The following is a 20014-nucleotide window of genomic DNA, read 5'->3' on the forward strand; positions in this document are numbered from 1 at the left end:
CAGATACCTGTTTTCTGTGGGGGTTCTCGCGGCTCCCGCCCTCGTGCCGGGAGTAGCAGCAGTGTAGGGCGTCGCGAAGATGATGACAGCAAAATATCTTATCGACGCCCTGTCGGCAACTAGGGGGTGAGTGCCACCTTCCCCGCGTATGCAGCGGAGCGCACGGCATCCACGGCCTGCGTGGCCTCCGCGAAGGTGTAGCTGCGCGCGAAGGTGGGGCGGATCTCGCCTGCGGCGACCGCCTGCGCGAGCGCAGCGAGGTCTTCGCCCTTCGGCATCGCCATGAGGGTGACGACCTTGATCCCGCGGGTGAATGGCGCCTGCAGTGACCGCGACACCGCCCCAAGCATCTTCCCGCCGCCCTCGCCGCCGCCTAGCACGAGCACGCCGCCGGCCACGATGGCCGGCTTCCACTGGCGGATCGGCAGGTTGCCCGCGAAGTCGAGCACCACGTCGAACCGTTGTCCGACCGCGGTGGGATCTGCCACCGTGTAGTCGATCACCTCGTGCGCCCCCAGCTCGCGCACAAAACCTACCTTCGCGGTGCTGCACACCGCCGTCACCCGCGCCCCGCGTGCCGACGCCAACTGCACGAGCGCGGAACCCACGCCGCCCCCAGCGCCCGTCACCGCGATCCGCTTCCCCTGAACCGGCCCGCAAGCGCGCAGAGCCTGCAAGGCCGTGTAGCCCGACATCGGCAGTCCCGCCGCCTGCTCGAAGGTGACACCCTCGGGCATTGGCTGCAGGAGCTCCTCTGTTGCGCTCACAAGCTCAGCCCAGGATCCGCGCGCCGAACCGAACACCGCGTCGCCCACCCGAACGCGCGTGACCCCCGGGCCCACGGCCGCCACCACGCCGGCGACATCCTCGCCGAGCGTGATCCGTTTCGGGCGCGGGAAGCCCAGGGCGAGTCTCGCGATCCGCGGCTCACCAGTCGTCAAATGCCACTCCGCCATGTTGACGCCCGCGGCTGCCACCTTGACGATGACGTGCCCCGGCTCGAGCGACGGCTCGGCCACCTCCTCCACGCGCAGCGTCGACGGGCTTCCATACGTGTGCCTCACCACAGCTTTCATCGTGCCTCACCTGCTTCCTGTTCGTAGCTGAACACGTCATCGAGGCCCACCCCGAAGACGTGAGCGATCTGGAACGCCATCTCAAGCGACGGCGAATACTTGCCCTGTTCGATCGCGATAACCGTCTGCCGGGTGACCCCGATGCGGTCGGCGAGATCGGCCTGCGTCATCTCTCCGGCCGAGAAGCGCAGGGAGCGGATCTTGTTGGTAACGCGCGTTGGCTTCGCCATGTCAGAACCCCCTGCGGTAGGCGATGAGCTTCGTGATCGTCTGCAGGATCGCCGCAAGAATAAAGCAGAGGTACAAGGCGTTCGCAATGTACACGTGCGGCGCCTCGATGAAGCAGAGCACGATCGCGCCTGAGCCGCCGATGGTGATGAACGAGTTGCCCACCCGATCGCCGAGCCAGCCGATCTCCTTGTCGCGGCGATCCACCCGGCCGGCGCCCCGCAGGCCTGAGGTGCCGTCAACGATGCCGATCACGATGCCGGCAAGAATGCCCGCAACGATCGCACCGATGATCGACCAGATCATCGGCCACAGGTACCCCTTCGGGTCGAGTGGGCCGTCGCCGTTGATGTAGCTGAGCGTCAGATACGCCACGAAACCGAGCGGGGCGATGATGCCGAACGCCCAAGTGTTTTTCTCCTCGTGAGACACGCTTCCTCCTTCACCGAGTGCGTCAAATATCTTTGACACGTCAAAGGTAAAGCGTTCTGCACATCATGTCAAGAAAGTTTTACTCGCTCCTCCGTGACCACTCCAGATATCGCGCGTATGGATCATCGGGCAGCAGCGCGGTTTCGGTGCGCCTGCGGCGGCGGCGGATCAGCCCCATCGCACCCGCCGCCTCACGAACAGAGGCACCAAGTCTGGCGACGAACCCCGCGCGAGCGGGCGGCGGCATTGGCGCCGACGCAGCGCCCTGCCCCAGACACGTCTGCCGCTGAGAGCTATCCAGAGTCATTGCGGTCTCCTCGATCGTCCATGCAGCGCGAAGGGGATCCGGGATCCGGGAAGCACCGCCGTCTTCCGCGAGAATCCGGGAATCTCACCGTACGGTCAGCGCCGCCACCACAACCAGTGCTTGACGCACCAGGGCGCTCGGTGTATGTAGCGACCGCTGCGAGGCTCCCGGAGTCAGGTGAGACGCGCGATGAACGCACAGGGATGGGTACCGCAGCATTCCATCGCGGGCGTACACTCGCGATAGTGAGGCCTCCGCGCCGGAAGCCCCGCCGTTCCGCGAGAGAAGGAAGTCAGATGGGCAGCGCGATCGAGGCTAGAGGCCTCAGCAAACGATTCGGCAAAACGCTCGCGCTCGACGGGCTCGACCTCACCGTGCCGACGGGCACGGTGCACGGCTTCCTCGGCCCGAATGGCTCGGGCAAATCGACGACGATTCGCGTGCTCCTCGGGCTCATCCGCGCGAACGCCGGCCGTGCGAGTGTGCTCGGCGGAGACCCCTGGCGCGACGCGGTCGCACTGCACCGGCGCATCGCCTACGTGCCGGGCGAGACCACGCTCTGGCCGAATCTCACCGGCGGGCAGGCCATCGATATCGTGGGTTCGCTCCGCGGCGACCACGACCCGGCCCGCATCGCCCACTTCGTCGAACGCTTCGACCTCGACCCCTCGAAGAAGGCTCGCAGCTACTCGAAAGGCAACCGGCAAAAGGTTGCGCTCATCGCCGCACTCGCATCGCGCGCCGAGCTCTTCATCTTCGACGAACCCACAAGCGGCCTCGATCCGCTCATGGAACAGGTGTTCCGTGAGTGCGTCGAGGAGATACGCGCCGACGGCCGCACCGTGCTGCTCTCGAGCCACTTCATCTCCGAGGTGCAGCGGCTCTGCGACGATGTGACGATCATCCGCAAGGGGCGCACCGTCGAAGTATCTCCAGTGCAGGGGGAGCAAGACCTGGAAGCTCGCTTCCTCGCACACTACGGCACTGCGGAACTCACCGGCGGATCCGCCGCGGGATCTACCGACACCGCGGTGGGGCGGCACCGACAGCGCGGAGGCGAGGCATGAACGGCAACTTCGCCGGTCTCGGCAAGATGCTGGCCTTTCAGCTGCGCCGTTCCTGGCTGCGCATGCTCATCTGGGCGCTCGTCATCCCCGCGCTGGTGATGTTCGTCGTCGCGTATCAGCAGTCGCTCTTCCCCACCCAGGCAGACCGGGACGCTTACGCGGCGATCGCGAACACCCCATCGGTTGCCGCTCTCACCGGGCTACCTTACGCCGCGGCCACCGCCGGCGGCATCCTCAACATCAAGCTCTGGATGTCGAACGCCATCGCGCTCTCGCTCGTGAGCATCTTTCTCGTCACCCGCAACCGCCGGGCCGAAGAAGAAGCCGGCCGCACTGAACTCCTGCGCGCCACCGCGCTCGGCAGGCACGCCCCCACCGTGGCAGGATGGCTCCTCGCCGCAGGCTTCGCGCTGGTCACCGGTCTCCTCTCCGGCATCGCCGCGATCCTCACGGGCCTCCCCGTCGATGGCTCGATGCTCATGGGGCTCTCCTACTCCGGTGTTGCGATCGCATTCATCGGTATCGCGGCGCTCACCGGACAGCTCGCCTCGACCGCGCGCGCGGCAAACGCGTGGGCGGGTCTCGCGCTCGCCGCCGCCTACCTCGTACGCGCCATCGCCGATGTGAACGCGACAGGGGAGACCCCGCTCTGGCTGAGCTGGGTGTCACCGATCGGCTGGGGGCAGCAGACACGATCCTTCGGTGAGAACACCTGGTGGGTGCTGCTACTGCCGTTCGGCTTTGCGCTGGCCTGCGCAGCCGGGGCGCTCGCGCTAGAGAACCGTCGCGACCTCGGCGAGGGCATCATTCCCGCCCGGCCGGGGCCAAGTCACGCCTCGCCGTTACTGAGCACGGTTCTGGGGGTGCCTCTCCGTTTGCAGCGCACCTCGCTCATCGCCTGGACGCTCGGGGTCGCCGTCTGCGGCTTGTTCTTCGGCGGTATCGCGAAGCTCATGGAGCAGCTCATCACCGATCTTGGCTCCTCGCCGATCGGCGCGGCGCTCACGAGCGGCACCGACACCCCGGTTGATGGGCTCCTCGGGTTTCTACTCGTGTTTCTCGCCGTGCTCGTCGCGGGCTTCGCGGTCGAATCGACGCTTGCGCTCCGCGGCGACGAAGCTGCACACGGTGAGCTCGAATGGTCCGCTGCGGTGTCTCGGTGGTCGTGGACGAGGGTGCGGATCGCGATTCCTGCGGTCGCCTCGGCGTTGATGCTGGGCATCGGCGGGCTGCTACAGGGTGCCGCCTACGGCGCGCAGACGGGCGATCCGGGGCAGGCTTGGCGCTACGCCGTCGGTGCCCTCGCCTACTGGCCGGCTGTGGCACTCGTTATCGGGGTGACCGCGCTGCTCGCTGCCTGGTTGCCCCGGGTTGCCGCAGCAACTGCGTGGTCGGTGTACGGGGTGCTGGTGCTGCTCGCCGCGCTCGGTGATGTGCTCGGCATCCCGCACGATGTGGTGCAGGCGACCCCGTTCTGGGCAGTGCCGCAGCCCGGCAGCCCCGATCCGTCGTGGTGGCCGGTGTGGCTGATGGCGGCGGCGGCCGTCGCTTTCTCGGCGCTCGCCCTGGTGCGCTTCCGCAACCGAGACCTTGTAAGCGCATAGACCGCCTTCACCCGTATCCGCCTGGCAACCCCCTCCGCCCACGGCGTAACATGCCGACTGCTCCCATACCGGCTCCGTACAATCGCGGCGTGAATGAACAGCAGCACCTCGTCGTCGTCACGGCCCCAGAGCCCTCAGTGCAGCGCCCCGCCTTTGCGAGGGCGCTCGACCGGGCGCTGGCGGTGCAGCGCCCGGTGGTGCTGGCCCACATCCGCAGTGTGCGCCTGCGCTCCCCGCACGCCACCCCCGATCAGGTGATCCGCATTCTGGAGCGCCGCTACCTGCTCGCGATCACGAGCGGCGGTGCCGCGGTCGGTGCAACCGCAGTCATCCCAGCGATCAGCACCCCGGCGACACTCGCGCTCTCAGGGGTAGAGACCGTGGGGTTCTTGGAGAGCACGTCCCTGTTCGCGCAGTCGGTGGCGGAGGTGCACGGCATCCCCGTCGAAAACCCCGACCGTGCCAGGATGCTCGTGATGACGCTCATGCTTGGGCAGGAGGCAGGGGAGCTCCTGGGGCAGTTCACACAGCAGGTCGCGGGCGGCGGCATCGGGCGTTCCGGGTTCTGGGGTGAGGTGGTGACGAAGTCGTTGCCCCGCGGCGCGGTGCGCCCGGTGCTCGACAAGCTGCAGCGCTCCTTCGTGCAACACTTCGCGAAGATTGGTGGCGGCTCGATCGTGGGCAAGGCGCTGCCGTTCGGGATCGGCGCCGCGGTGGGTGGCGCCGGCAACCACATTCTGGGACGCCGCGTGGTTGCGGCGTCGCGCCGATCCTTCGGCCCGGCCCCAGTGGGCTTCGCCCCTGAGCTGGCGCCGCGCGAGGGGGCGGAACGGATCGAGCGCCGCGTGCTGCGGGGAGCCCGCAGCGCCGGCGGGTCGATCGCGGCGGGTGCCGGTGCGGTGGGGCGCTCCGCGAAGCGGGCCGCTGCTGCGGTGACACGCGGATCAGGGAAAGCACGAGCCGACTCGGACGACACGCCCGTGTGATTTCAGTGCCGGGGTCGTACTCTGGGCACATGCACCTTCCTGCACTGCTCTATGCGGAGGACGACCTCGAGATCGCCGAGATGACGATCGAGGTGCTCTCTGAGCAGTACGATGTCGACCACGAAAGCGACGGCAACGCGGCCCTGGCGCAGGCACTCCGCCGCCCCTACGCGGTGATGGTGCTCGACAGGCGCCTCCCCGGCATGGACGGGGTCGAACTGGTGCGGGCGATCCGCACAGCCCGCATTGCCACGCCGATCCTGCTGCTGACAGCGCTCGGGGCCATCGATGACCGTGTCACCGGCCTCGACGCCGGCGCCAACGACTACCTGGTGAAACCCTTCGCCTTCGAAGAACTGCTCGCCCGCCTGCGCGCCCTCACGCGCTCAGCGGCGACTGCGGGGCGACGCTGCGAGATCGGATCGTGGACTCTCGTGCCCGAGACGCAAGCGCTCTACACGGAGAGCGGGGCGAGGATCACCCTCACCGATACAGAGACCCGACTGCTCGCCGCGCTCGCCGCAAGCCCTGAGCACGTGTTTACTCGTGACGAGTTGCTTGCGGCCGTCTTCGCCTCTGGCGAGGCCCCGGTCAGCCCCGGATCGGTGGAGACCTACGTGCACTATGTGCGCAGCAAAGCCGGCCACAGCCTGATCGAGACGGTGCGCGGCAGAGGCTACCGGCTGGGGGTGCCCGAGTGAGCCAGGAACGTTGCGGGTCTGCAGACAATGCGCGGGTGCGGGCGGCTGCGCGGCGCATCGCGCTGCTCGTGGGGGTATCGTCAGCGCTGATCATCGCGGTGGGGATTACGGTGCTCGTGCTCGTGATTGTCGCGACGGCGCGGCCTGAGCGCGGCCCTGGAGGTGAGCGGGGGGATGCGGATCACGTGGTCGTCGATGCGGACCAGGTGGTGCCGTGGGTGATCGGCTTCGGCGTGGTGGCTGTGGTGCTCCTCGGTGTGATCGCCTGGGTGTCCGCGGCGCGCGCGGTGCGACCGCTCGCCGACGCGCTGCGTTTGCAACGCGAGTTCGTCGCCGATGCGAGCCATGAGCTGCGCACCCCCTTGACGGCGCTCGTGAGTCGTATTCAGATTCTTGAGCGCCGTCGCGAGCGCGGCGATCCGATCGATGAGGTGATCGCGAAGCTCGGCGATGATGCTGCGTCGATGGGCGAAACCCTAGACGAGCTGCTGGTCGCCGCGTCCGGCGAGGCCGATGCGGCCGCTGCAGAGCGGCACCGCAGCGGCGCGGTGGGTGAGGGTGTGACGACGGCGGCTGAACGGCTGGCACCGCTCGCCGAAGCGCGCGGGGTGCGGCTCTCCTGCGATCTGGGCGACGCAGCGCAGGTGCATGTCGGGCTGGCTGCCTCCGAGCTGGCGCGGGCCTGCATGGTGCTCATCGACAATGCGATCGGGCACAGCCCCGTCGGCGCGACGGTTGCGGTCGCGTGCCGACGGAGCGGCGCCGCGGTAGAGATTCGCGTCACCGATCACGGGCCGGGGGTTGCAGCAGCGGATCGCGATCGCATCTTTGAACGCTTCGCGCGCGGCTCCGAGACCGGGCAGCGACGCGGCTTCGGGTTAGGGCTCGCGCTCGCCAGGGATCTCGCTCGGCGGGCCGGTGGCAGCGTCGGCGTTGAGACGAGTTCGCCAGAGGGCACCGTATTTCTGCTGCGCATGCCGAGCGTGTGACCGGCCGCTGAATCAGCGGTGCCTGGCGCCGTCGATACCCACGCCGCCGAGAGCTGCACTGTCGAGAGCTGCACGGTCGGCTGCTGCCCACTCGACACCGGAAGCCCACCGCCTGGTGCGCCCGTCGGCACCCACGATGACACCGCGCGTGTGCGCCGCTGCCCCGATCCACCCCAGATCTTCGATGCCGGCCACTACGGCCGCAGTAGCCCACACATCCGCGTCAACGAGCCGCTCTGCAACGACGGTGGCGCTGACCGCGCCGTGCGCAGCGAGACCCGTGCGCGGGTCGAGGATATGGGCGCCGCGCTCGGCGCTGCCCGAGGTGGCCACCGCGCCGTTGCGCAGCTGCACCGTGGCGAGCAGCGCACCAGGGCGCAGCGGATCGGCGATGCCCACCCGCCACTCCCAGTCGGCGCTCGCAGCAGTTGCCAGCTGCATGTCTCCGCCAGCGTTGATGCCTACGGCCGCAATTGCGGGTTCGTCGAGCAGGGAACGGAGGTGTCTGTCGAACGCGCCGGCTGCGGCCCAGCCTTTCACGTAGCCGGTGGGGTCGAACCACCCCCGCCATGCCGCGGAGAAGCGATGGCTTGTTTCGGTCTCAGCCCGCAAGCACGCCCGACGCACCTCCTCGATGCGCGGGTCAGCGAGCGCGGCGTCGAGGGAGCCATCGCGCAACCGTGAGATTTCCGAATCGGGTCGAAACGTCGAGAAGACGCGCTCGGCGTCCCGCAGATCCTCGAATGCGGCGTCGGCGGCGGCTGCGACCCGCGCCTCAGCCTGTGGATCGGCGGATCCGGCGGCGATGGCGTGCACGCTGACCACGGTGCCCATGATTTCGGCGGTGCGGCTGAGGCGGGAGCGCTCGTTCATGATCGTGCCTGATCGAGTGCGTTCTGCAGCGAGGACAGGTACCCGCTCATCGTGTAGGTCGCGCCGGACACCATATCGATGTGCGCGGACTGCGCAGCGAGCGTCTCGTCGACGAGCTGCGGCACCGCATCGGAGTTTATGCGCTGCTCCCGCCCGCCGCCGCTCGGGTACTGGGGCACCTGCACATCCGCGATCCGCCCCCCTGACACCGTGATTGCCACCTGCACCGGACCATAGCGGGTCTGCACCGCAGTCCCGGTGTAGTTGCCATCGGTGAACGTCGCCTGCCCGACCGCGGTCGAGCTGGTGCTGTCGCCGCTGCCTGACAGCGCGCCTGAGGTGCTGCTGCCGGTGCTGGGCGTGGCGCCAGTATCGGCGGTGCTTGGCGTGCTGCCGACGCTGGTGGCCGTGGCCGTGCTCGCGGGGGCTCCGGCGTCGTGCAGTGAGAAGTAATAGCTGCCGACGAGCACCGCGGCGCTGAGCGTGCTGAGCAGTGCGTAGATGATGCGCTTCATGATGCGCCTCCTGTCGATCGTTCTTGGGTGAAGTGTTCGGTGTGCAGGTGGGCCGGAGCGACGCCAGCGGCGAGGAGATCATGCTGCACGGCAGTCATCCACGCCGGTGGCCCGCAGAGATAGACGTCGCAGCGGGCCAGCCCGTCGGCCCCGCCCGGTGCGAGACTCTGCAGCAGCTCAGCGCCGTCGTGATGCGCATACTGCGCGGGCAGCCACGACGGCCCGCCCTGGGCCCGGGGCCCGAGCAGCGTGTAATGCACCAGGCCGCGGTCGGTGATGAGACGGCGGATCGACTCGCCGAGCATCGTCTCCTTTGCCGCGCGTTCGCGGGTGACGAGCACCGCTTCACCCGGCGCGAAGGGCTCATCCTCGAGAATCGCGACAAGCGGCGCGACCCCAGCCCCTGCGCCGATCATCAGCAGCCCCGGCTGGGTGCGTGCAGCGCCGGTCATGCTGCCGTAGGGCCCCTCGATCATCACCGGGGTGCCGGGGGCGAGATCGGCCAAACGGCGGGTGCCATCACCCACGACCCGAGCCGACAGCTGCAGGCGATCGGCGGTGGGAGCCGCGGAGAGCGAGAACGGGTGGCCGCGGCTCCACCCCGGCCCGTCGAGAAAACGCCACACGAAGTGCTGACCGGCGCGGGCCCCGAGCCTGTGCAAGCCACGGCCGTGCAGGCGCACCGTCACCCCGCGGCTGCCCTCCGAGACCACCTCGGCAACTCGGATCCGGCTCCGTGCCGACCGCCACAGGGGCACCGCCATACGGAACACAAGCACGCAGCCTGCCGCGACGGCCCAGAGCGTCCACCAATACCAGCTCGCCACGGGATTGCCGACGAACTCGTGCCCGGTGAGCAGCATATGGGGCACCGAGATGGCGACACCGAAGTAGGCGTAGAGGTGCAGCAGGTGCCAGGTCTCGTAGCGAAGCCGCTGCCTGGCCCGACGCGCCGAGCTCGCCATCACTCCGATCAGCGCGATCACCCCGAGGCTCGCTGCGAACACCCCAGGGGATCCCCAGATCACGTCCCAGGCTTCGGCGATCAGATTCACGCCGTCCTGCAACGCATAGGCCGCAACGATGAGCACGATGTGCACCGCGAGCAGTGAGACCGACCAGATCCCCGTCAGGCGATGCATCCGCGTGATGCCCGAGCGTCCGAAGCCCCGCTCGAACAGGGGCACGCGCGCCATGAGCAGCACCTGCAGCAGCAGGAGATTGGCGGAGACGAGCCCGGCGATGCGTGCGACACTCGCGAGGCTTTCCGGGGTCAGCGCGGCGATCGACTGCAGGCCACCGCCCCCGACCCAGAGGGCGAGGGTCGCCAGGCTGGTGAGCCAGACTGTCGCCGTTGCGGCGGCGCGCCACGCCTGCGGGCGTGAGCGGCGGAGGGCTGCCGGAGGCTGCTGGGTTGATGCGAGAGTGGTCATGCGCTCAGCGTGCGCCGCACCATCTCAGACGAGTCTCAGAAAGCGGCGCGCTCAGCAATCTTGCAGCTGTCTCTAGGTGAACACAAAAAGGGCCAGGGCTGGGCGCGATGCGTGTTTCCGTGGCCTCCGCGTGTGCTGTGAATCGTGGCTGCGCCCGCGCGACGCCTTGTTGCCTGTCAGACTGAGACCGTGGCGAATACTCAGAACGGCCGTGTGGCCGTCTACCTCGACTTCGACAACATCGTGCTCTCCTGGTACGACCGGGTGCACGGACGCAACTCCTATGCCCGAGACAGGCAGCGGATCGCCGAAGATCCCTCCGACACTGAGATCGCCGCCCGCCTGCGCGCGGCAGTCGTCGACGTGGGCGCCGTCATCGACTACGCCTCCTCCTTCGGCACGCTCGTACTGACCCGCGCATACGCCGACTGGTCGTCACCCATCAACGCCGACTACCGCGCGCAGCTCGTTGCGCGCGCTGTCGATCTCGTGCAGCTCTTCCCCGCCGCGGCCTACGCCAAGAACGGTGCCGATATCCGGCTCGCGGTCGACGCCGTTGAAGACATGTTCCGCCTCGATGACCTCACCCACGTGGTGATCGTCGCAGGCGACTCCGACTACGTGCCGCTCGCGCAGCGCTGCAAGCGGCTCGGCCGCTACGTCGTGGGCATTGGGGTTGCAGGCTCCACCGCGAAGGCCCTCACTGCGGCCTGCGACGAGTTCGCTTCCTACGACGCGCTGCCCGGCGTCGAACTGCCCCGCCGCGAGCAGGAGCAGCCCGCCAAACGCCAGCGGCGCGGAAAAGCCGTGACTGCCTCCCGCGAGCCGGTCGGGATCGAAGTCACCGAGGCTGAGACCGTGGCAGAGCAGAGCGCTGAAACCGCGGGAGGTGGCGGGCGCGGCTCGCGGCGCCGCGGCCGTGGCGCGGTGATCGAAGCGGATCCTGCAGTACAAGATGACATCGCCGATGATCTCAGCGATGACCTCACCGACGAGAGCGATGACGATCTCGACATCGCCGTGACGGGGCTCCTTATTCGGGCGCTCTGGCTGGGGCAGGAGAAGGACGACTCCGGGTGGTTGCACAGCTCGGCCGTGAAGCAGCAGATGCGCCGGATGGATCCATCATTCAACGAGAAAGCACTCGGCTTCCGCTCGTTCTCGGACTTCCTGAAATCTCGATCCGATATCGCCGAACTCGAGGAGACCGGGCACGAGCGTCTCGTGCGCCTGCGTGAGCAGCAGCCTTAGCGGCTCGCCCCGCGCCCGGCACCTCGGGAGGTTCAGCGACCGAGCTGCGAGAACAGTTCGGTGAACTTCTGGGCGATCGCATCGTTGTTCCACGACCACACGTCCTCGCCGCGCAGCACAGCTTCTGCGCCGCCGTCGCAGTAGATCGTCTGGCCGCAGCAGTGCGTGTTGTCGACCGAGGTGAGCCAGATCAGCAGCTTCGCGATGCTCTCCGGCTCCTGGTGGTAGCCCAGCGGCATCGGCACCACGGTGTCGATCAGGGCCGTGCCGCCCGGGGTTGCGCGTAGCTCGGACGTCATCGGGGTGTTCACCACACCCGGAGCAACCGCGTTCAGCGGGATATCCGCCCCGGCCCAGCGCTCGGTCACCGCCTCCCGATGCACCCAGCGCGAGATCGCCTGCTTCGATGACGCGTAGATGAGCCCGCCGGTCTGCTCGTTCTGGGCGAGCTCCTCGGCGATGCCAACCGCGGCTGCCTCGTCGTCACGCAGGAACGCGTCGACAAGCGGAGGGTACACCGGCTGCACCGATGACAACGATGACACCAGGGCTGCCCGCGGCGCAGTGGACTGCGCGAGCGCGGGGCGCATCGCCTCCAGAAACTCGGTCATGCCGAAGTAGTTGACCGACGCGGTGATGGCCTTTGGCAGGGAGAGACCGGCACAGGTGATCACCGCATCCACGGTGCCGCCGGCCTGCTGGGTGGCTGCCTCCGCTGCGGCGTGACGCCCCGCAGGAGTCGAGAGGTCTCCATCGACCTCCGCGCCCGCGAGGTCGACGCCGATCACGGTGTGACCTTCGGCTCGCAGCAGTTCGGCTGTGGTCTTGCCGATGCCCGAGGCGGCGCCGGTGATGACATAGGTGCGTGACATGGTGGTTCCTTTCAGGGAATCGCCCCGCGCACGGGGCGCCGAGCCATTCCGGCGTGCCGTGGCGCGCCGGTGGAACGGCCTGGCCCGGGTGCACGTCGACGCCGTCCACGGCTCCAGTATCGTGCCAGCCGACGGATCTGACAATGGGAGGGCGTGGGCGCAGACCAGCTGGGCTGGGCAGCGGGCGTACAGCGAAATGCCGGGTTTCATGTGCCGGGCATGAAGAACCGGACCGCAGAAACGCCTCTCGGCGGAAGGCCGCTCGAAGCGGCAAAAATTGGAGCCCGGGGTTACTGCGGCCCGGCGGCACCAGTCTAACGCAGCGGATTCGCTCAGGCGAGGGAGCCGTCGCGCCAGCGGCGGGCGCCGGCGTGGAGCTCCTGCGCCATCTTCGAATAGCGCAGCGCACGAGTGGTGAGCTGCCCGGCGTGGGCGTCGTCATGCGTGTCGCGCGTGTCGGCGAGGTCGGCTGCGCCGAGCGCCATCACCCGGCAGTAACTCGCGGCCCGGTCGAGCGCGGCACCGAGATCTCCCACGAACGCCCCGCGCAGAATCGTGTCGCACAGCTCGCCGATCGACCCCGGAGTGACGGGCTCGGCCGCCCCCGCAACAACAGGGTCGATGGTTGTGGCTACGGTTGATCCGCGCCGAAAGAGATCTGCCGAGCCCTCCGCATCGCCGGCCACCACCCGCCGCAGCAGGTAGAGCCGCCACAGCACGCCCGCGAGCGAGTGCGTGCCTTCCTGTGCCCACAGCTCGGCGATGTCATCGATGCCCGGGCCTGAGGAAGCCAACCCCACCACGCGCTCGACAACCTCCGGGTCGGCGCCTGAACGCACCCGGTCGAGCAGCGCCCAGGAGGTCTGCTGGGCGAGGCGGTGCGCAGCGCCGGGCTCGTCGGAGCCGATGATCCAGTCGAAATCGGCGGTCGGCTGGAGCACGGGGCGTTGGTGCTCTCGGGTCACGTTTCTCCTCAGTTTGGGGTGGCGGCATTCGGGCGGCGGATCCCGCGCGCCTCGCGAGTCTACGCCGCGGGGGTGGCCTGTTTGTGGACCGTGCGCTCGGGAACGCTCGGTAAAATTGTGGCTTGCTGGGTTCTTGCGCGAGAACCTGCGCTGATACACTCCTCGAGTGGACGCCGTCCAAGTTCGCTGAGGAAGTGGGCGCGGCGATCTGTCTTGGGGGATCACAGATGATGCTGCAATCGCATTCCCAGCGCGCGGAACACCGTTCTGGAGCTGCTCGTTTCGTGTCGGGTGCGCTGGCGTTCCTCGTCGCGACTGGTGCCCTCGTCGGTGTCGCCGTACCGGCTCAGGCTGCGCCGCCTGCGGCCCCGGCCATCGATCTCACGATTCCCGCGAACAACGGAAATATCGATCTCCAGAGCCACCTCGAGGCTGGAAGTACGATCGTCGCATTGAGTCCGTCGGCGGGGGTGAGTGCGGGCTTTCTAGGTCCCACCCAGATCGGGGTCTCGCCGACGCAGACGCCGGCTTTCCCTCAACACCGCACCCAGGCGACAGTGGGGTACACGGTCGAGCGCACGGGCGAGAACGCCAGTGGGCAGCTCAACCTCACCTTCGTGCACAAGCCGTGGGTGTTCGCCTCCGGGCCGGCCGATGCCGTTGTCGCCGCCGGCGAGACGGTGCAGCTGCGGGTCGAGGCTCGCGGCGAAGAGTTCGTGTCCGGCGTGGCGACCGGCGGGAGTAGCTACTCGGTCAAAGCGCAGCCGACAATGGGATCCGCCACTGTGGCGAGCAACGGAATCGTCACCTACACGGCCCCCGCGAACGCCGCGCCTAACAGCACTGCATCGGTGCGGATCCTCGCCACCGACAAGTACGGACAGTCGGGCGAAACCTACCAGCCGCTGACCTTCAGAATCAAAGGCACCGCTGAAGCCGACACCTTCAACGTCAACATCCCCTACGGCGGCGGCAACACGAGCACCCGCGTGGATGTGCTGCCCAACCATGCCCGAGGCGTGAACGCGCGTCTCACGAGCGTGATGGCCAACCCGGGCAACGCCTCCGTGACCTTCGACGCAACAGGCGCGAACTTCACGCCTCCCGCCGTTGTCTGGAACCCGCTGCAGAACGGCTACACCTTTGCCGCTCCGTACACCGTCACCGACGACAACGGCCCCGCAACGGCGCAGATCAACGTGCGGGTGTTGCGTCCGCCGGTGATCACCGCACCGACGCAGCTGCGTGGCGTGCCCATCGGCGGCAGCGCGACCTCGGCGATCGAGGTCTTGAACGAGTCGGCGATCCCCGCAACCGGGGGCTACACCATCGTCACGCCGCCCAACACGGGCACTGCGACAGTGAATGATGCCGGTGTGGTCACCTATTCGGCGCCGACCTCGATGCCGTGGGGCGCAATCGACAGTGTCACGGTGAAGGTCACCGACATCGTCGGGCAGTCGGAGACCGCCGAGGTGCGCTTCGAGGCATTCAACGGTGCGGTCGCTCCCGACCTGGCGATGGAGCAGCCCGACGAGTCGTTCGTGCTCGACCTGCTCGACGGCGCTAGCGGAGACGGCAAGACCCTCACCGCCGTCACCCTTGTCTCGGGAGATGCGGCCGTTGCACCCAATTTGGCCGCAGGCACAGTCGAGATCGTGCCGAGCCACGCTTGGAACGCAGGCGAGGCCGTGCATCAGATCTCGCTCAGCTACACCATCACCGATGTCAAGGGCGGTGCCGATACCGGAACAGTCACGATTGGTGTGCTGCCGAAGCCGATCTTCGCGCACACCGAGCCCAGCCTTGTCACCAAGACTGTCAAAATTGGCGATCTGGTGCAGTTCGACGCTGGGGCACTGCTGCCAGGCAACCTGCCCGAGACCGGGGCATTCATCGTGCTGCAGCAGCCGACCGCGCTGCCGAAGCCGGGCCCGGCGAACTTCGCCCCTGCCCCGCAGCTCTCGGTATTCTCGATGTTCTCGATGCAGCTCCCAACAGGCCCCGCCACGGTAAACGACGCCGGTCTCGTCACCGTCGACACGCGAGGCATGGCGGTGAACACGCAGTACGAACTCATTGTGCGCGCCACCGACAGGGTCGGTCAGTTTGCCGATCAGGCCTTCAGAATCAACCTGACCGTGCCGACGACGGGCACGAATGCGCCCGCCGGGGCCGGGGCTCGCCCCGCCACCGCGCAGCTTGCGCGCACCGGAGCTGACTCGTCGGGGCTGCTGCTCGCGGCAGGGGCGCTGCTCCTCGGAGGCATGCTGATGGTGCGTCGCCGAACCAGGCGAAGCGTCTGACACTGTGGTGCCCCCAGTAGGGATCGAACCTACGACCTGCGGATTAAAAGTCCGTAGCTCTACCGCTGAGCTATAGGGGCCAACTCAGCTAGCTTACCGGATTCGTGCGAGGTGCCGTTGCGGAGGCGCGCCGACACCGTGTTCGCGCCAACAGGGGAACACCGCAGGCTGATCCGCGATCCGCCACCATCGCAAAAGCCCCGTTCCATGCTCATCTGAGATGAACTGCGGAACGGGGCTTCGGTGTTCGTGAACAGCCGCGAGGGTTTACCCGAATCGGCCCGAGACGTAGTCTTCGGTGGCCTTCACCGACGGGGTGGAGAAGATCTTCGAGGTGTCGTCGTACTCGATCAGCTTGCCCGGCTTACCGGTGCCCGCGATGTTGAAGAACGCGGTGCGATCCGAGACACGCGAGGCCTGCTGCATGTTGTGGGTCACGATCACGATCGTGTACTCCTGCTTCAGCTCATCGATGAGGTCTTCGATGGCGAGCGTCGAGATCGGGTCGAGCGCCGAGCAGGGCTCATCCATGAGCAGCACCTCGGGGGAGACCGCAATTGCGCGGGCGATGCAGAGACGCTGCTGCTGGCCGCCCGAGAGGCCTGAGCCGGGCTTGTCGAGGCGATCCTTCACCTCGTTCCAGAGATTCGCGCCCTGCAGCGAACGTTCCACAAGCTCATCGGCGTCGCTCTTTGAAATGCGGCGATTGTTGAGGTTCACGCCGGCGAGCACGTTCTCACGGATCGACATCGTGGGGAACGGGTTGGGGCGCTGGAACACCATACCCACCTGGCGGCGCACCAGCACCGGGTCAACACCCGGGCCATACAGGTCGTCACCGTCGAGCAGCACTTCGCCCTCGACACGAGCGCCGGGAATCACCTCGTGCATGCGGTTGAGGGTGCGCAGGAAGGTCGACTTGCCACAGCCCGAAGGGCCGATGAAGGCGGTGACGCTGCGCGGCTCGATGTTGATGGAGACGCCCTCGACAGCGAGGAAGCTGCCGTAGTAGACGTTGAGATCGTTGACTTCGATGCGCTTGGACATTGCGTTCCCTTGGTTCTGAGACGGTGGAGTAAGACTGAGGCGGGCTGCGGGTCAGCGCCCGGTGCTGGGCGAGAACTTCTTCGCGACGAAGCGGGCCACGAGGTTGAGCGCCATAACGATGAGGATGAGCACAAGCGCTGCAGCCCAGGCGCGCTCCAGGAAGGCCCACGCGGGGTTGCCCTGGTTGGCGAACTGCGTGTACACGTACACCGGCAGCGACTGCATGCGGTCGTTGAAGAGGTTGTAGTTCATGCTTGCGGTGAAGCCGGCGGTGATGAGCAGCGGTGCGGTCTCGCCGATGACGCGGGAGATCGACAGCATAATGCCCGTGGTGATACCCGCGATAGAGGTGGGCAGCACCACCTTCATGATCGTCAGCCACTTCGAGACACCCAGCGCGTACGACGCCTCGCGCAGTTCGTTGGGCACGAGGCGCAGCATCTCCTCACTCGATCGCACCACGACGGGGATCATCAGCACCGACAGCGCCACAGCGCCGATGATGCCCATGCGCACCCCCGGCCCCAGGAAGAGCGCGAACGCGGCGTAGGCGAAGAGGCCGGCGACAATCGACGGGATACCCGTCATCACATCAACGAGGAAGGTGATCGTCTTCGCGAGCCGGCCACGACCGTACTCGACCAGGTAGATGGAGGTCATCAGGCCCAGCGGCACCGAGATGATCGTCGCTGCGAGCGTGATCAACAGCGTGCCAACCATCGCGTGCAGCGCGCCGCCGCCCTCACCCGTGACGTTGCGCATCGAAGAGTTGAAAAACTCGGGGTCGAGGCGTGCGACGCCGTTGCTCACCACCGTGATCGCCACGGAGATGAGCGGCACCATTGCGAGCAGGAACGCGCCCGTGACGAGGTTCGTGATGAAACGGTCGGTGGCCTGACGGCGGCCCTCGACAGCGGCGGAGATGATGGTCGTGGTCACGAGATGCAGGATTAGGCCGACGAGCACCGCACCGACGAGATTGAACTCGCTGCCGTTTGCGGACGAGAGCAGGCCGAAGAGGGCGATCGACACGACGAGACTCGCCGCGAGGATGATCCACGGCGCGGCCTTCGGCAGCCGATTGCCGGTGAGCACGGAACCTGAGGAGACGGGGCGAACGGTGAGTGCCATGATCAGTTGGCTCCAGAGAACTCGGCGCGGCGGCTCACAATCCAGCGGGCGACAGCGTTGACGAGGAAGGTGACGATGAAGAGGATGAGACCGGTGGCGATGAGCACGTTGACGTTCTCTCCGTAGGCCTCAGGGAAGGAGAGGGCGATGTTCGCGGCGATTGTCGACGGGTTTTCGCTGGTGAGCAGACGGAAGCTCACGAGTCCCGTCGCCGAGAGTACCATCGCGACGGCCATCGTCTCGCCGAGGGCGCGACCCAGGCCGAGCATCGCAGCCGACACGATGCCGGGGCGGCCGAAGGGCAGCACGGCGAGGCGGATCATCTCCCAGCGCGTCGCGCCGAGCGCGAGCGCCGCCTCCTCGTGCAGCACGGGGGCCTGCAGGAAGATCTCACGGCAGATCGCGGTCATGATCGGCAGCACCATGACGCCCAGCACGATCGCCGCGGTGAGGATGGTGCGGCCCGTGCCCGAGACGGTGCCGCTGAAGAAGGGGATCCAACCCAGGTAGGTGTTGAGCCAGACGAACACGGGCTGTGCTGCGGGGGCGAGCACCCCGATGCCCCACAGGCCGAAGACGACGCTCGGCACAGCGGCGAGCAGATCGACGACGTAGCCGAGCACCGCGGAGACCTTGCGGGGCGCGTAGTGGGAGATGAAGAGCGCGATCCCGATCGCCAGCGGCAGCGAGATCACCAGCGCCAGCACCGCGGCCCACACCGTGCCGAACACGAGCGGCCACACATACGACCAGAAATTGTCGGTCAGCAGCGAGGCCGACTCGTTCGTCGCGACGAAGGCGGGCAGGCTCTGCGCGATCAGGAAGATCGCGACCGCCGCCAGGGTGACGAGGATCATGCTGCCCGCGAACACCGCGGAGCGCGAGAAGATGCGGTCGCCGAGGCTCAGCACGGGCTTGGACGTGGCGGAGGTGGAGGTCACTCGGGCTCCTGGGTTGGGGTGTGCGGGAGGAGGTGCGGGCTGGGGGAGCGTCGACCGCGCGAGGAGCGAGTCGCAGGATCACTCGGACCCTGCGACTCGCTCATGTTCGCGCAGGCTGACGACTCCCTCCAGCCTGACACAGGAAGGCGTTACTTGATGGCCGCGATCGCGGGCTCGATCTTGCTGCGCAGATCGGCCGAGATGGGGGCGCTGCCGGCGGCCTCGGCCGCGAGCTTCTGGCCCTCTTCGCTCACGATGTAGCCGAAGTACTCCTTGACGAGCTCGGTGTTGGCCGAGTCCTTGTACTCCTCGCAGCCGATGAGGTAGCTGACAAGCACGATCGGGTAGACGCCCGCCTCGGTGCTGGTGCGGTCGAGCTTGATCGCGATGTCGTGCTCACCACGGCCTTCCTCGACGGAGGAGGCGTCGACGATCGCGGCTGCGGCCTCGGGCGAGTACTCGACGTACTCCTCGCCGACCTTGATCGCGACGGTGCCGAGGCCCTCGGCGCGCGAAGCATCGGCGTAGCCGATGGTGCCGACACCGTTGGTGACTGCCTCAACGACGCCCGAGGTGCCCTGGGCGCCCTCGCCGCCGAACTCGGTCGGCCAGCTCTCGATCGAGCCCACGGTCCAGTCGGAGGGTGCTGCTGCGGAGAGATAGTCGGTGAAGTTGCCGGTCGTGCCCGACTCGTCGGAGCGGTGCACGGCGGTGATGTTCTGGTCCGGCAGCGTGGCGTCGGGGTTCTGGCCGGCGATCGCGGGATCGTTCCACTTGGTGATCGTGCCGTTGAAGATCTTTGCGACGGTGGCCGCGTCGAGGTTCAGAGAATCGACACCGTCGACGTTGAAGATGACGGCGATGGGGGAGATGTACGCGGGGAACTCGACGACGGCGTCGGTGGCGCAGCTGTCGAAGGGGCCGGCGGTGATCTCATCGGTCTTGAACGCGCGGTCGCTGCCGGCGAAGGCGGAGGCACCCTGCTGGAAGGTTTCGCGGCCCGCACCCGAGCCGGCGGGATCGTAGTTCACGGTGACATCGGCGTGCGCGGTCTGGAAGCCGGCAACCCAAGCCTCCTGAGCCGAGCCCTGCGACGACGCGCCGCCGCCCACAAGGGTGCCGGTGAGCGACGAAGCCTGGGCGTCGCCCTCGGCCGGTGCGCCCTCGTTCGCGGCGCACGAGGTGAGGGTGAGTGCGGCGATACCGCCGATGGCGGCGACCTTTGCGAATGCTGAAAGCTTCACGGCGAGTAGATTCCAATCTCGATCTGAGGTGAGGGAATGACCGCGA

The 20014-nt window shown here is 67.6% G+C and carries 19 protein-coding genes and 1 tRNA gene; 7 read left to right on the top strand and 13 right to left on the bottom strand.

The features are described from left to right. Positions 1-119: 119 nt before the first annotated feature. From WFL22_RS09425 to WFL22_RS09435, 3 genes are read right to left on the bottom strand one after another with little or no spacing between them, the layout of a single operon-like run. Complete coding sequence (locus WFL22_RS09425) at positions 120-1067, bottom strand: NAD(P)-dependent alcohol dehydrogenase (RefSeq protein WP_336992498.1); 948 nt, start codon at positions 1065-1067, stop codon at positions 120-122. A gap of 5 nt (positions 1068-1072) precedes the next feature. Beyond that, positions 1073-1306, bottom strand: a complete 234-nt coding sequence (locus tag WFL22_RS09430) for a helix-turn-helix transcriptional regulator (RefSeq protein WP_336992500.1) — start codon at positions 1304-1306, stop codon at positions 1073-1075. 1 nt (position 1307) lies between these two features. After that, complete coding sequence (locus WFL22_RS09435; protein WP_336652099.1) at positions 1308-1736, bottom strand: hypothetical protein; 429 nt, start codon at positions 1734-1736, stop codon at positions 1308-1310. Between the two features lie 603 nt (positions 1737-2339). On the opposite strand from WFL22_RS09435, the gene WFL22_RS09440 reads away from it, so the two are divergent. From WFL22_RS09440 to WFL22_RS09460, 5 genes are all read left to right on the top strand, one after another. Next, entirely contained in the window at positions 2340-3110 is a 771-nt protein-coding gene (locus WFL22_RS09440; protein ID WP_336992502.1) for an ABC transporter ATP-binding protein, read from the top strand. Then, positions 3107-4714 carry an ABC transporter permease gene (locus WFL22_RS09445; RefSeq protein WP_336992504.1) on the top strand — a complete coding sequence of 536 codons (1608 nt, stop codon included), beginning with the start codon at positions 3107-3109 and terminating at the stop codon, positions 4712-4714. Before WFL22_RS09440 ends, WFL22_RS09445 begins: the two co-directional genes overlap by 4 nt. Positions 4715-4803: 89 nt before the next feature. Continuing rightward, positions 4804-5700: a hypothetical protein gene (locus tag WFL22_RS09450; protein WP_442918973.1), complete on the top strand. Its 897-nt coding sequence runs from the start codon at positions 4804-4806 to the stop codon at positions 5698-5700. A 29-nt stretch (positions 5701-5729) separates the two neighbouring features. Further along, entirely contained in the window at positions 5730-6401 is a 672-nt protein-coding gene (locus WFL22_RS09455; protein WP_336992506.1) for a response regulator transcription factor, read from the top strand. Further along, on the top strand, positions 6398-7390 hold the full coding sequence (locus WFL22_RS09460) for a sensor histidine kinase (protein ID WP_336992507.1): 993 nt from the start codon (positions 6398-6400) through the stop codon (positions 7388-7390). Before WFL22_RS09455 ends, WFL22_RS09460 begins: the two co-directional genes overlap by 4 nt. Positions 7391-7402: 12 nt before the next feature. On the opposite strand, the gene WFL22_RS09465 is transcribed toward WFL22_RS09460, so the two are convergent. The 3 genes from WFL22_RS09465 to WFL22_RS09475 are packed head-to-tail and all read right to left on the bottom strand — an operon-like array spanning position 7403 to position 10211. After that, positions 7403-8263 carry an FAD:protein FMN transferase gene (locus WFL22_RS09465; protein WP_336992508.1) on the bottom strand — a complete coding sequence of 287 codons (861 nt, stop codon included), beginning with the start codon at positions 8261-8263 and terminating at the stop codon, positions 7403-7405. Then, positions 8260-8778, bottom strand: a complete 519-nt coding sequence (locus WFL22_RS09470) for an FMN-binding protein (protein ID WP_336992510.1) — start codon at positions 8776-8778, stop codon at positions 8260-8262. The genes WFL22_RS09465 and WFL22_RS09470 overlap by 4 nt, the downstream gene beginning before the upstream one ends. After that, complete coding sequence (locus WFL22_RS09475; protein WP_336992512.1) at positions 8775-10211, bottom strand: ferredoxin reductase family protein; 1437 nt, start codon at positions 10209-10211, stop codon at positions 8775-8777. The genes WFL22_RS09470 and WFL22_RS09475 overlap by 4 nt, the downstream gene beginning before the upstream one ends. 189 nt (positions 10212-10400) lie before the next feature. Between WFL22_RS09475 and WFL22_RS09480 the strand changes: the two genes are divergently transcribed. After that, positions 10401-11462: an NYN domain-containing protein gene (locus WFL22_RS09480; RefSeq protein ID WP_336992513.1), complete on the top strand. Its 1062-nt coding sequence runs from the start codon at positions 10401-10403 to the stop codon at positions 11460-11462. A gap of 32 nt (positions 11463-11494) precedes the next feature. Here WFL22_RS09480 and WFL22_RS09485 read toward each other — a convergent pair whose 3' ends face one another. Then, positions 11495-12334: an SDR family oxidoreductase gene (locus WFL22_RS09485; protein ID WP_336992515.1), complete on the bottom strand. Its 840-nt coding sequence runs from the start codon at positions 12332-12334 to the stop codon at positions 11495-11497. Between the two features lie 332 nt (positions 12335-12666). Further along, a complete protein-coding gene (locus tag WFL22_RS09490) occupies positions 12667-13299 on the bottom strand; it encodes a hypothetical protein (protein ID WP_336652088.1) in 633 nt (210 codons plus the stop codon). A 227-nt stretch (positions 13300-13526) separates the two neighbouring features. On the opposite strand from WFL22_RS09490, the gene WFL22_RS09495 reads away from it, so the two are divergent. Beyond that, positions 13527-15605 carry an Ig-like domain-containing protein gene (locus WFL22_RS09495; RefSeq protein ID WP_336992517.1) on the top strand — a complete coding sequence of 693 codons (2079 nt, stop codon included), beginning with the start codon at positions 13527-13529 and terminating at the stop codon, positions 15603-15605. A 5-nt stretch (positions 15606-15610) separates the two neighbouring features. Here the strand turns inward: WFL22_RS09495 and WFL22_RS09500 are convergent. From WFL22_RS09500 to pstS, 5 genes are all read right to left on the bottom strand, one after another. Continuing rightward, positions 15611-15685 (bottom strand) — tRNA-Lys (locus WFL22_RS09500). 187 nt (positions 15686-15872) lie between these two features. Next, complete coding sequence (pstB, locus tag WFL22_RS09505) at positions 15873-16652, bottom strand: phosphate ABC transporter ATP-binding protein PstB (protein ID WP_336652086.1); 780 nt, start codon at positions 16650-16652, stop codon at positions 15873-15875. A gap of 51 nt (positions 16653-16703) precedes the next feature. Next, positions 16704-17783, bottom strand: coding sequence for a phosphate ABC transporter permease PstA (gene pstA, locus WFL22_RS09510; protein WP_336992519.1), 1080 nt, complete (start codon positions 17781-17783; stop codon positions 16704-16706). Between the two features lie 2 nt (positions 17784-17785). After that, positions 17786-18724, bottom strand: a complete 939-nt coding sequence (gene pstC / locus WFL22_RS09515) for a phosphate ABC transporter permease subunit PstC (RefSeq protein ID WP_336652084.1) — start codon at positions 18722-18724, stop codon at positions 17786-17788. Positions 18725-18873: 149 nt separating this feature from the next. Further along, positions 18874-19968, bottom strand: a complete 1095-nt coding sequence (gene pstS, locus WFL22_RS09520) for a phosphate ABC transporter substrate-binding protein PstS (protein WP_336992521.1) — start codon at positions 19966-19968, stop codon at positions 18874-18876. Between the last annotated feature and the right edge of the window lie 46 nt (positions 19969-20014).

The sequence above is a fragment of the Leucobacter sp. VD1 genome, from assembly GCF_037150695.1.
Lineage (GTDB): Bacteria > Actinomycetota > Actinomycetes > Actinomycetales > Microbacteriaceae > Leucobacter.

Coding starts and splice junctions, on each gene's coding strand:
- WFL22_RS09430 (WP_336992500.1), bottom strand. CDS start 1,306: ATGGCGAAGCCAACGCGCGTTACCAACAAGATCCGCTCCCTGCGCTTC.
- WFL22_RS09440 (WP_336992502.1), top strand. CDS start 2,340: ATGGGCAGCGCGATCGAGGCTAGAGGCCTCAGCAAACGATTCGGCAAA.
- WFL22_RS09445 (WP_336992504.1), top strand. CDS start 3,107: ATGAACGGCAACTTCGCCGGTCTCGGCAAGATGCTGGCCTTTCAGCTG.
- WFL22_RS09455 (WP_336992506.1), top strand. CDS start 5,730: ATGCACCTTCCTGCACTGCTCTATGCGGAGGACGACCTCGAGATCGCC.
- WFL22_RS09465 (WP_336992508.1), bottom strand. CDS start 8,263: ATGAACGAGCGCTCCCGCCTCAGCCGCACCGCCGAAATCATGGGCACC.
- WFL22_RS09470 (WP_336992510.1), bottom strand. CDS start 8,778: ATGAAGCGCATCATCTACGCACTGCTCAGCACGCTCAGCGCCGCGGTG.
- WFL22_RS09475 (WP_336992512.1), bottom strand. CDS start 10,211: ATGACCACTCTCGCATCAACCCAGCAGCCTCCGGCAGCCCTCCGCCGC.
- WFL22_RS09485 (WP_336992515.1), bottom strand. CDS start 12,334: ATGTCACGCACCTATGTCATCACCGGCGCCGCCTCGGGCATCGGCAAG.
- WFL22_RS09495 (WP_336992517.1), top strand. CDS start 13,527: ATGATGCTGCAATCGCATTCCCAGCGCGCGGAACACCGTTCTGGAGCT.
- pstB (WP_336652086.1), bottom strand. CDS start 16,652: ATGTCCAAGCGCATCGAAGTCAACGATCTCAACGTCTACTACGGCAGC.
- pstA (WP_336992519.1), bottom strand. CDS start 17,783: ATGGCACTCACCGTTCGCCCCGTCTCCTCAGGTTCCGTGCTCACCGGC.